Genomic DNA, 12,024 nt, shown 5'->3' with positions numbered 1-12,024 from the left:
TGTTCGGTTGTGGGGCGAGGGTCGGATTGACAGAGCCCGGGGGCTGAAAATGATTCTATGCCTTGTCGCATCAGGAAGTTTCGCCGCCACACAATGACACTGTCGTGGCGACGCCCAGGTCCCCCTGAATGTCGGTAGTCCGTGGAGATGGTTGCGCGAGTTGGGCTGGGTGATCTGCAATCGCAGGGGAGTAAAGCTCTCAGAAGGGGATCTCAGGTATATGAGGGGGAGGCGTCCTGGCTCGTTCAACGCACAAGAGCGCGCGCTGTGTGGAGGCTGGAAATGACAGGTCCTCTTGGCCGCTCGTTTGTCTCCACGGCGGGATCGCGGCCTGTGGACCGCAGTGCTGCCATGGAGCTCGACCAAATCGATGCGCGTCTTCTTGATCTCGTTCAACGCAACAATCGTCTTACCAGTGAACAACTCGGCGCGCGGGTCGGCTTGTCTGCATCTGGAGTGTTGCGTCGACTGAAGCGCCTTCGATCACGAGGCGTTATCGAGGCGGACGTTTCAATCATTTCTCCAAAAGCCGTCGGGCGGAACGTGACGGCCTTGGTTCTCATTTCGTTTGAGCGCACTCGAGCCGACACCGTTGATCGTCTAAAGCGCGAAATTCGCAAGATGCCCGAGGTGATGAGTGGATTCTGTGTTACCGGCAAGGCCGATGTCGTCTTGCTAGTTACAGTAAATAACATAGAGGAGTACGAGCAGTTTACCCGCCGCCTCGCGGATGAAGGATCAGACATAAAGCGCATTGAAACAATGGTCGTTTTGGATCGGTTCAAGGCGGGATTCACTGTGCCGCTAGCTTCCATCCTATGCTGGTGACCCTGCCTGACGACGGACTACGCTCGCGTCTTCAAACGCTTTGAAGGCCATCCTCCGAGCGCTCGGTCTCGCCGAGCGTTGCGTAGGCCTGCTCGAAGCGGCACGTGGGCGTAACAGTTGACCTGGCGCTGCGGCTCTCTCATGCCGGGTGACGGCAGCCGGTGAACTCGGTTGCGGCGAGCGCGGCAACGCGCCGTTTGATGGGGGACACATTCGAAGCGCCGCGCCGCTCCTGACCCTCACGCCCTTTGCTTCCTTCCAAGAGTCAAGGGCAGCCGCACCGAATGATGATCATTTGCATTCGATGTTGATCTGAACTCGGTCGGGCTTCTAACAGCGTGTCGCGATTCCGACAGCCCGGACCATTTCAGCTCGATTGAATGCCGTGTGCCTCGAGATCTGTCGGCCTGATGCAATCTAGTCCGGCCAGTTTAAGCGCTGGTACGAGCCTTGCTTAATCGCCAATCGCTCCACAATCGACGGACATTCGTCCGCGACGTGAGGCATCGGGAAGTTGTTTGGTGATGAAGGCGAAATAGGATGGCGGGTGTCGCTGGCGCGTTTTTGTTGCCTTCTAGCAATTCACAGGAAACGGTTCTGGATCGGCTCAAGCACATGCTTCCAAAACTCGCACTGCGCGGACAGGCGGGTTTTGGTGTGGCCGGCTTCATGCACAATAAAGGTGTTCGATATGCAAGATCAGCTCGGTCACCGTCCCAATTGTCGACCATTGACTACGATGAACCGGACCTGGGGTTTAGGCCTCATGTCGCTATCGCGCATGTCCACGGTCGGTGGCATAGAGAGAGCGAGAAGCGCAAAAATCAGCCCATTCAGAATCATAGGGCCGCCTCGAGCTTTCTCTCAATCTCTGTAGATGGAGCTTTGGTCAATTCGGGCGAGCTCAGGGAAGAATTGCTTTCGCATGGCGACGGTTTGTCAGGCGATACGGATGCCGAGCTCTTGCTCAGGCTGATCGAACACGCATGCGAAATGAGGTACTGGCGGCACAGTCGGCCTGTTGATTACGGCGATGTGTTTCGAGAAATCGATAGTCGCATTGACGGAGCCATCAGTGCGCTTTTGCTCGACGGGGAAGGAAACTTGGTTGGTTTTCGCAACCGATCTGGATTGCGACCTCTCGAATTCATGCGGACCGATGATGGCTTCCTGCTTTTCGCATCCGAAAACTGCGCATTTGGAGGGCTGAAGGGAAAGATAGACCAAATCTTGCCTGGTCACATCAAATACGTTGATGGCAAAGTCGGCCGGTGCGTTAATCATTGTTTGAGCGACGATCGGGAAGGCGGCAAGCTGTGCGCTTACGAAGCGCTCTACCTAGGCAGTCCAGAGACATCGGTCCACGGCCGTTCTCATCTCGAAACGCGTTATAATATTGGAGCCGCCCTCGGTCAGGTCATTGCGCGTCGGCTCTCATCGCAATTCGGCTCCGGTCCCATTATCGTGTGTTCGATGCCGCGTACCGGCGGCCCATATGCCGACGGCCTATTTGCCTCTCTGGTCAAGGGCGGCATCTTGGCGGAGCGGCTGGAGATTATTGCTACGCAGTCTTCTCACCGAACTCTTCTGGGTGCTGTCAGTGAGCGAAAATCTCTCATCGCTCGGAAATATCGAGTGGTCGCAGACAATGTCACAGGAAGAACAATAGTGGTTGCCGACGAAGCTCTCATTCGCGGTGATACCAGCCGGGCTGTCACGGACATGCTGCTTGCCGGCGGAGCGAAAGCTGTGCATTGGGCAATCGGGTCCCCGCCCATAGTGGCTCCGAACTACTACGGTATGCAGATCGATACGATAGAAGAGCTGGCGTTCTGGCAGATATGGAAACGACTGCCACCCCAACAACGCAAGCAATGCCTTCGGTTTCACAACATGAAGCCGCAAACTCTCGGTACAATCGAGAAGAACATTGCGGCGGCGATCAACGCATCATCTGTAACTCACCTGCCGTTTTCAGCTCTCGTGAACTTGCTGCCACGGGGGAGCGAGGGCGTCGACTTGTCACCATTTACATTCGAGATGCCGACGCCAGCGGGACAACAACGCGCGGACAGGAATTTGTCTGACTTGATGAGCCGTGTTCGCCGTTCGGAATTATGTCTTGCTTGAGGTCACTTCATGAAGCCCGCTCTCGTCTTTGATTGGAATGGCACGTTGCTCGACGATGCCTACGTGCTACTGCAAACGACGAACGCCATCCTGGATCAGTTCGGACGCGCCAGGATCGATATCGATACGTTGCGAGATCATTGCGACGTTCCGCTGTCTGTTTTTTACCGAAGCCTCGGAATGTCGGAAGCTGAAGTCGCGCTCGTGGACGGCGATGAGGGTGCGATCTTTCATGACGCCTATGAAGCGCTTGCAAACAAAGCAGATCTGCGCGAGGGCGCGCGTAGAATACTGGAGCTCGCTCGTCAAGAATCGGTAGCTTCCATCATCGTGAGCAACCATATCGTTGCCCCCGTTCGTGCTCAACTATGGAGGCTTGGCATAGATGAGTACTTCGACGAAGTTCTTGCCTTTGAAAGTCGCTCCACTCAGTACAAGTCCACAAGCAAGGGAGAGCGGCTGCGTCTGTACATGCAGCAACACAATTTAAGGCCGGAGTCCACCTTCATCATCGGCGACATGCCAGTCGAAACGAAAATCGCGCGCGACCTTGGACTTATAAGCATTTCCATTACCGGCGGCTTCGTGTCCGATCAGCGTTTGGAGGCGGCTGGGCCGGATTACACTGTTCGCAACCACCATGAAGTGTTGCCAATACTTCAAAAACACGGATTTTTGCTTACCGCGTAGATGATGCTGACGGCAAGCGAAAGATTAATCGGAAGCCTCGAAGAACGAAAAGATCCCTCGAGAGGGCAAACTGTCCTGGACGTCGAAGTTTTTCATTAGCGAAGCGACATGCCCGCTGGCATCTATATTATCGAGGACGTGCACAGGCTTGACCTTACCGCGACCATGAGCGCCTCTGGGAAAGGGCTTTGATGTTGCCTGGCGATCCGCAATCGTCTTGGAAGCCGCGACGACGCGCGAGGGACTACCTCGGGGTCTCACATTGAAACGCCCGAGAGGCGAGAAGGCCGCCGAAGGCCCGCCGTCGCCTTAACGTCGGCGGCAGGTCTGATCACTGCATCGGAGCGCCCTATTCGGCAGCGGCTAAGTTCGGCCGAGCGGCGTCTGGCGGGATACGATAAAACACTTCAGCCAACCTTCGCCACCAGGGCTGCCTCAAAATCACCAGTGTCCCCTCGAGCTGGGCGGCTTTCTCTCTGGCTGTCAGCGTTTCAACGTTCGCCTTGAGCAGCTCGGCCAAGAGCTTGTTAGTGCGGTCGCACTCCTTCTCGAAGTCCGCCCGGTGACTACCGGCGAGTGCCTTCATTTCCAAAAGGTCCGTCTGCAAAGTCGCAATATGTTCCTTTAAGGCGGTGACCACCTGGTCACCGGCCGGGCTCTGGGCTGCGCGTGCCACAGGAGTGTGGTTGATTTCGGTAAGATCGACCTGTACAAGCGTCTTGCCATCGTTCGAGCGGGATCGCGGCAATCGATGTCGCTTCGCCAAAGCTCTTGCCGCCTCTGACGAAATTTTCAATCTGTCTCCAAGCTCCGCGTAAGTGAGCATCTCGATAGGCATTGCTTTGCTCCCTTCTGAGCGGGCGGTCACCACCCGGACAGTGCCAAGCCTAATGCTCGTGGGTTAAGGGTGGGTTTACTATAAGCCGCGGGATCCTGGTCGGCGTATGCCCGTATCGCCGTGTCTTTCGTTCGGGCTTGAGCGATTCGGCGCGGCCCAGGCTGCATGCGCGTCGCGTCGTTTGGAAGCACGCCGGCTGTCGGCGGGAGGTCGCCGAGGTTACGGCTGATCACGCGGACTCGCGCGACTTCAACTTTCATTAACCATCAAATGTCATGCTAAGGCCTTTAGTAGCGGCGCTTTTATGGGGTAGCTCCCAAACTCGACTTCAATCCTTCAATCGTGGGCTAATGTCGAAGCTCCCAACGCATTATGAGCGACAGTTGATGCAGCAGCTTCGGGGCCGTGGCTGGGTGAAGGCTAGCGCGCTCCCGGCAGTGACCCGAACGATCGAGAACTTGCTGAATAAAGGTTGGATCGAAAGCAGCGGCGCCGGCCGCGAACTCTCTTACCGCCTCACGGAACTGGGGATCACAGCTAAGACTGCACTGATCCCGCTATACGGAAAAAAGCAAAGCGAAGGGCGTGACGCGAGTTCCCGATGCTGACCGACGGACACTATGTCGCGTGGTTCAGAACCGAACTCGGTCAGGGCACGGGGAGGGTTTTGCTTAAAGATGGCAAAGTCTTCGGCGGCGACACAGTGATCAGCTATAGCGGATCGTACCAAGTCGAGGGCACCAAATTTACGGCCGTGCTCAAGACATCAAGGCACGCGGCGGGACAGTCGAGCGTCTTCGGCATCGATGAGGTCGAGATAAAGCTGGCTGGGACCGCGATGGGCACATTCGCGACGTGTTCAGGCGAGGTCGAACAAGTGCCGGGCATGCTATTCCAGGTCACCTTGATGCCCGTGAGGACAGAGGCAGAGCGGGTCGAACGGAGATACAATCCGGCCGATTTCGATCCTCAGAGGCTGCCGAAGGGAAAAATTCGTTAGCGAGTGTCTGGCGATCGCCAGACGCGATGTGAAGTGCAACATGCCAGAGCCTCGAGATCAGAAGACGAGATCGCTACGATGGTCGCGTTGGGCTGGCACTACGTGGAAGCCGCGTTTCACCCGATCGGACAGGAGGAATGGACATGGGGTCCTCTGCTCCTGCGCACGTCGCCGAGGGCAGCGTGGCCTTTTTCTCCACATATGACCCGACAGCACGTCCATGCAGAAGCTGGTGCCGGCGGAAGGCGTCGCTGGGCCATCGCGGACAGGCTCGAAACTGCCAAGGACGAGCGTCGCCCTGAAAACGAAGGCCACGCCCTGCCATGGCTGCCAAATCGCAAAAAAACTGCTGGCCGCCACGGAGGATTCCATGAACCAAATTTGTGAAAAGCTGCAAGAACTGCGCGCGCACGCCGACGAGCTACTAGCCTCCGACAGCTGGGAGCAAGCAGAACGGGAAGCGCTACAAAGGTTGGCGACGCAACTGAAGCATCTGGTGAGAGGTCTCGAGCGGGTCGTTGCAGCCACAGGATTGCGCACCTAAAATTCCGCCTTGCACTGGACCGTTGATGGCGTCGCATACGCCGCGTCGTGTGAAGGTTCGGCATGCAGCATCTTCATCGTCAGTGAGTTTGCTTGCCAAGCAGACTATCAGTGACACGGCAAGCACACTCAGGCGACGCCCAGGATTGGGTGGCATGTCTGCAGGGAGATCGCGGGGACATCAACAGCCTGTCGGTTGTCCGCCTGGCGATCGCAGGCGCGTCGAAGAACAAGATGGGCGCAGCACCTCTGCAGCAGCCCTGGCCGAGAAAGAGTTTCGTCGGATGCCATGGATGTTCAGCGCGCGGGCACATGGAGCGAAAAAGGCTTTCTCGCAAATCCTCATCGAAAGGATGAGGGCAGCAAGGAGCCTGTATCGGCTCGAGCTCTTTGGATGTGGCCTCTCTATCGCGGGGCCCCGCTCCTCCCGTTTGCACTTTGCTTGCGTTGATCATCACCAGCTCGCGGTGCGGCTGGATCGTCGAGGCGATCTAATACTTTAAGCCAAATTTTGAGAAGGTCGGCGCGCTGCCTTTTCTGTTTGCGGGCCGGGCGCTTCTTGGAACGAATCACCATTGGGTTCATGCGCAGCGTTTCCTGTCGGCGGTCCTTGGAGATGCTCCGTCGTTGGATGGACGGGCAGCACGAGAATATCAACCTGCTGTCGACCATCATCCTGATTCACTCTTCGCGTGCACCGCCGTGCCCGATCAGTGAGGCGACTGCTGAGCCAAACGAGATTGTCGCCATGGCTGTTCTGAACGTGAGGACGGGAATCAGGCAGTTGGGGGAGTTCGAGGCTTTCTGGAAGATGCGTCCCGGAACGTAAATGTCATCGGAAAAATTGCAGCTTTCAGGGCCTCGAAAGCACGATGCTCTTCAGAGAGCCTGGCCTCGACATATTTGCGGTCCATTTCGGTCAGCGGTGTTTTGAGCAAACGACGGTAACGGTGGACACGGTTGGCATGAGTGCGCAAGAGCGCCAAATCGTCGCTGGTCGTCATTGTCGTCTGGTTAGGTTGAGGATATTGCTCAAAACAGTGGCTGTCACGCTCACTGACACCGGCAGGTACGCGCATTTTTGTTTCGGCCGTTTCAGCGGTCCGGTGCCGAGATGTCGCATCGGAATCTGCACCGCTCTGTCCGTCATGGTCTCGCCAAGCCATCTTCAAAACAGCCCACCACTCAAGTCGAGTCCACAAGCTGCGGCGAGCAGCGAGATCGCGAGCCCGCTGCCGCAGAAGGCAGCCACGAGCTCGAGGGACTCGAAATCGGTATATGGCTTTGTGTCGCTGGAAATTGCTCTTCTAAGAGTGATCATCACATCTGCCATCTTCTGAACAGTAAATTCACGGCTTGTGCCGGTTGGCCTCAGATCGAATGGAGGGCGGCTAACAAAGGCTCTCACCCGACGGAGACTATTTTTGTGCCTTGGCCCGGCGACGTTGCTCCAGATAGAGTCTTAGCCATTTGCCGAGATCGGCTGAGCGACGCCGATGCGCGTCCATAAACAGTTGAGCAACATCATCGCATCGGGGGCGTTTCGGGATCGTGAATCATGTGTGCAAATCGTTCTAATAAGAGACGTGCCGGTTTGCTCGCGATGCTCTGAGATATGTAGCCGCTCCAGGCTGTCGGCTCAGCACTATGTTTGCTGCGCGACAAGGATGTAACGCGCTTCAAATAGGAAGTGTGTTCTTGATGCGTCATTTCCGTACGAAACGTACTAATCTGGGCTCTCAGTTGTACGCATGCAGACACGGGCCGTGGCGTATTCACAGCGATGCATTTGGGATGCCAAGCGGCGAGACACTCGAAGCTTGCGGGAATGTGGGCGCCGCGGTTGCGTGGGAATGGAAACGATGGGGACAACTTTCCTGGCGTGGAAACTGTTCGTGGTCTTCACTCAAGCCAAGTCTTGACGACCGCTTGTTTTCGCCTCAACGAGAAGCGACTGTTCAGGGCCGGACCGGAGCTGAAAGCGAGGAACTATGAATACAATCGACCAAGCGACCGTTTCTGAGTTCCCCGCGGCGCTGCGAAGATCGTCAACGCGTGGTCCTTTGCTGGTTGGAGCGTTGGTCCTTGTCGCTGGCCTTTGCGGTGCAGCTGCCTGTTTCTGGGTTTATCCCGGCAAAGAGTTCGACATATCGGCCGCCAGCGAAACGGCTCCCACGTCAGGTCTATCCGCGGAGGATAGGGCGGCCCTTTCGGACCTCCAATCCGAACAGCAGAAAATTGGCAGCGAGCTCGCCGAACTCAGCCGCACGATCGAAGCAGGGCAGTCCAACTTCAAGCGAATGGTAGATCAGATCGCCATCCTGACTTCAAGAATCGAATCGCTGCAGAATTCCGCGGCGACTGCTTCGCTTCCTGCTCTACGCACAGCTCCTTCGTTGCTGCGGGCTGGCGCAAAACCGGCAAAGAGAGTGGTGCGTCCGCCCAAGCAGGAGCAGCCCGCTTCTGCGGCAGCGGCGCCGCGGAGCTCGGAGCCGACCTCCGAGCCCAGCACAGACGAGCGTTGATCAGGTACCTGCCTCGTAGGGCGGCACGCGTGCGGCCCGCTAAAGCTCGACGAACCAATAGATGTGGTCACCAGTACCTGTTGATGTTGCGCCGCGCTGCTTGCGTGGCGTTCGCATCTCTCCTACGATGCGCGTCGGCATCTGACCCAACTCCAGATCCAGGATGCCGGCGTAATCCCGGACCGCTGACCGCGAGTTCCGGGATTTCGTTTTTGTATTTCGGGGCAGCCTAGCTCCGAGCAAGTGGCCCATTGCGAACGCAACGCATACTCGGCCGGGACCAGTTATTTGCGTTTTCGAAACTGGGGAGCGCCAAGTGTTTTGCAGGCCAGGTCAATTTGTCGGCGGAATGTGTGTAAAACTCCGCTCCGAGCCCGGTGCCCACGACGAATGGTGGCGTGCGCCTACGATCTACAATCCCGAGCGGTCCGGCGCGAGAGGATGGAGGCTGCTCGAGTCGCTCCGCCACATCCGCGATCCAGCCCGGCGACCATGCTCTTCAGAAAGGCTGATAATCGGCGCGCAAAGGCGAAGTGCTGATCAACAATGCGTCCAGTCCACCATTGCATGGGAGCCGGCCAAGCTGTAAGTCGAGCGGCACCACCGCGCGGACACGGGCCGCGGGCCTGTAGCTCAATGGTCAGAGCCGGCCGCTCATAACGGTCTGGTTGCAGGTTCGAGTCCTGCCGGGCCCACCAAGGAAATCAGTAACCGCGTTCGGAATGCCGCATTTGAGCTATGCCTGAATCTGGGTGAGGGATCCTCATCGTGAGTCTCGCTGATGCCCGTCAGCTTCTCGACAGCTAACACACCTAGAGTGGAAACGTAGGGATCCGAGTAATCAGACCTGCGAAGTGACCGCAAACTGACGAACAGGGGTGGACCAACCTGAAGATACAATCCGTTGGATGGTCCAGACGTTGCCCGAACGTACTAAGCCATGAGCCGGAGCAAATGAACTTTGCCCAGCTTGAGCGGATCGCAACTGGACGCGGGGAGAAAGCCGCGCGGGCAGACCGCAGAGACGCCCTGCTCGATTGCGCGATCACGATTGTAAAAGCAGCCTCAGAGGACGAATTCGTGGCGCGCCCGGTCGGGTAGTACCTGTCACAGGAGCATTACGTATGGGCGGCTGCATTTCACGACTGAGCGCACGGGGAGGAGACCTGCCAGGACCATGGCCCCTCCAAAAAAAAAGCAAGTTTGCTGCGCAATAAGTCCGCCCCATCAACTCCGCCTCGATCCAACAATGAATGGCGGCACCCGCCAGAATCATCTCGAGAGGCCCGCGGTCGAATTCCATCGCGCCGTAACGCCTCACCACGCATTAACGAGAAGCTCGAGTTGTTTGTTCAAGCTCTGGAGCAGTGCCAGGCAAAAAAACTCCATTCAGTCTGAATAGAAATGGCAGGTAGCTCACGATCTGTCTGCCAACATCCAACTGTGAGAAGAAACTGTTATCGCTCGACGTCAGCAATTTTCATCACCTGGCGGCCAGGTACAACAGGCACGACCCGTTATGAACGGCGATTCGCACATATGAGACGGCGGCAAAACTCATCGCCCCGAGACGGGATCGCGCCTCTAGGCGAGCAGGAATGGAAGTGACTTTCGACTATACCGACGAAGACCGATCGGTACGCTACGGGCGGGATAGCCCGGTTGATGAGAATTTGCTCAAAGAGGGCGTGGACACTGATGGTAGCTCGCGAGCATGTCATCTGCTCAATCGCCGCCGCAGAGCAAGTCAGATCTGAGCAGCTAAGCTCCGACCTTGCCGCCATTACGACCAATAGACAGTGCGCGCGTCGGGGTCTCCGATTTTTGTGATCCGCTCAATCGGATCGACTTCGTCCGATTGGTATCGACAAGGCTGTCAAAGGAGATTGGAGTGGACCATTTTAAGAACGTCAACCCATCTGCCGCTCGCACGTACTACGTCGAGCCGCAACACGAAGACGCTGGGCAAGCAGGCTTTGAGCAGCGGCTTAGAGAGACTCAGCCAATTCACCGAACATCAGCTTTACCCGGGGCTGGATCACCCCCGACTGTGACCGAAGGCAATAGGAGAGCGCTGGCTATCCAGGGGAACGAACGGTGCGCAGCCGCATCCTTTGTCAGAACGCGCGGTCAGCTTGCCGCAACGCTGACCTGTGCGAACGTTGGGGCGCTCAGAGGGGAAATCGAACTGGCTGCGCAACAATCAGCACGGTGGCAAGCAGCGACCGGGACGTCAGCCGGCAGTGTCGATCCCAGCCGCGTTTTCGATGACGTGGTGGCATCGTCGTATGCGGAGCTGCAGCGTTTTCAAAACCACGCCACGCATTGCAAGCCACGTGTGTTGGGCCGTCAGAGCGCGATGGACCATTTGCGTTCGATGGCGTCTTTGCGTTACGCCGCCGCCCCCTGGAATATTTGGGGAGGGCAACAACTTGATCTGGCTCGCGCGGCGGCGGAGCACATGAGGGGGGATACCAGTTTTTCGCCTTTTGTCTCACTGTCCGAGGACGCCTCACGATTGCTCCTTTCACCGGAAATGCCAACGAGTATGGCGCGAAAGCAATCGCGGAAAACGCGAATGAGTTGCACACCTACACGGTGCCGAAGGCGGCCACTTGGACGCCCGAAGAGATCGTCAGGATCCTTGAGGACGGGACTGAAGATGATGAACCAGACCTGGCCTGGGTGGGCGATACCCCAACTGAGGAGCGCGAGGTACTGTTTCTGGGCGGGAATCTGGATGACTATCGGACCGCTAGCGAGGCGAATCCATACAGGAAGTTGGAGACAAAAGGATGAGTGTAGAAGATCCGGCAAACAAGTCGCCGATGATGAATCCGATGACAGGACCAATCCAGGATGAAGTTCTTGCAGCAGGCTAAGCACGTTTCGGTATCCGAACAATGGGATTATGGGCTAGATGCCTTTGCTCGGAGTTTTCCTGCGTACCCTTGCAAGCCTCCTCGGACAGGTTCTCGATGTGGTTCTTGGTCATGAGCACCCTAATCCGCTGCATAAACCTCTAGGAAAACCGCGAGTCGCGCGACAGCAAACGCCCGAATCTCGCTATGCATGGCAGAACGGCGCCGACGTATCAAATGATGCTGGCTCGCCTGGCTGTCGTCGCCGCTCCCACAGCGACGTCGACGCGGATCGCGATTGAGGGGAGCATCGTGCCGTCTTCAATGAATGGGTTACAACTCAGTCCTGTCGTGCCATCGTTTTTGGTATGCTCGAACTCTTCGAGCCGGTTCTTGCCGTGCACAACGGCCGCTTGTTTCCTTCAGGGCCGATTCTGAACTCGGCTGCGGCTCTGAGCTCTCGGACTGGGCGGCATCGCTGACCAATGAACCGCCGGAGGTGAGAGCGGGCTCATAATCTTCCTCGAAAAAAGATGACGTATCGCCGCCTGTTTCAATGGCTCGGCGCTCTCCGGGGAGGGGGCCGAATTGCCGTATCAGCGGCTGGAA

7 protein-coding genes and 1 tRNA gene are annotated in these 12,024 nt (G+C 57.2%); 6 read left to right on the top strand and 2 right to left on the bottom strand.

Annotation, left to right across the window (positions count from 1 at the left end):
* Nucleotides 1-351 precede the first annotated feature (351 nt).
* The 3 genes from P6U23_RS26190 (at nucleotide 352) to P6U23_RS26180 (ending at nucleotide 3,648) form a co-directional block, all read left to right on the top strand.
* The gene (locus tag P6U23_RS26190; protein WP_407181578.1) at nucleotides 352-828 is read left to right on the top strand and encodes an Lrp/AsnC family transcriptional regulator; all 477 of its coding nucleotides are present in this window, start codon (nucleotides 352-354) and stop codon (nucleotides 826-828) included.
* A gap of 540 nt (nucleotides 829-1,368) precedes the next feature.
* Nucleotides 1,369-2,958 carry a hypothetical protein gene (locus P6U23_RS26185; RefSeq protein ID WP_407175394.1) on the top strand — a complete coding sequence of 530 codons (1,590 nt, stop codon included), beginning with the start codon at nucleotides 1,369-1,371 and terminating at the stop codon, nucleotides 2,956-2,958.
* Nucleotides 2,959-2,967: 9 nt separating this feature from the next.
* Nucleotides 2,968-3,648: an HAD family hydrolase gene (locus P6U23_RS26180; RefSeq protein ID WP_407175393.1), complete on the top strand. Its 681-nt coding sequence runs from the start codon at nucleotides 2,968-2,970 to the stop codon at nucleotides 3,646-3,648.
* Nucleotides 3,649-3,997: 349 nt separating this feature from the next.
* On the opposite strand, the gene P6U23_RS26175 is transcribed toward P6U23_RS26180, so the two are convergent.
* The gene (locus tag P6U23_RS26175; RefSeq protein ID WP_407175392.1) at nucleotides 3,998-4,486 is read right to left on the bottom strand and encodes a hypothetical protein; all 489 of its coding nucleotides are present in this window, start codon (nucleotides 4,484-4,486) and stop codon (nucleotides 3,998-4,000) included.
* Between the two features lie 601 nt (nucleotides 4,487-5,087).
* Here P6U23_RS26175 and P6U23_RS26170 point away from each other — a divergent pair.
* Both P6U23_RS26170 and P6U23_RS26165 read left to right on the top strand, forming a co-directional pair.
* Complete coding sequence (locus tag P6U23_RS26170; RefSeq protein WP_407175391.1) at nucleotides 5,088-5,486, top strand: hypothetical protein; 399 nt, start codon at nucleotides 5,088-5,090, stop codon at nucleotides 5,484-5,486.
* Between the two features lie 220 nt (nucleotides 5,487-5,706).
* Complete coding sequence (locus P6U23_RS26165) at nucleotides 5,707-6,030, top strand: hypothetical protein (RefSeq protein WP_407175390.1); 324 nt, start codon at nucleotides 5,707-5,709, stop codon at nucleotides 6,028-6,030.
* Between the two features lie 775 nt (nucleotides 6,031-6,805).
* Here P6U23_RS26165 and P6U23_RS26160 read toward each other — a convergent pair.
* Nucleotides 6,806-7,108: a hypothetical protein gene (locus P6U23_RS26160; protein WP_407175389.1), complete on the bottom strand. Its 303-nt coding sequence runs from the start codon at nucleotides 7,106-7,108 to the stop codon at nucleotides 6,806-6,808.
* 2,068 nt (nucleotides 7,109-9,176) lie between these two features.
* Between P6U23_RS26160 and P6U23_RS26155 the strand changes: the two genes are divergently transcribed.
* Nucleotides 9,177-9,252: transfer RNA gene (locus tag P6U23_RS26155), tRNA-Ile, on the top strand.
* Nucleotides 9,253-12,024 lie beyond the last annotated feature (2,772 nt).

The organism is Bradyrhizobium sp. STM 3562 (assembly GCF_045571435.1).
In the GTDB taxonomy this organism is placed as follows: domain Bacteria; phylum Pseudomonadota; class Alphaproteobacteria; order Rhizobiales; family Xanthobacteraceae; genus Bradyrhizobium.
This window is presented reverse-complemented; position numbering and strand designations above follow the sequence as displayed.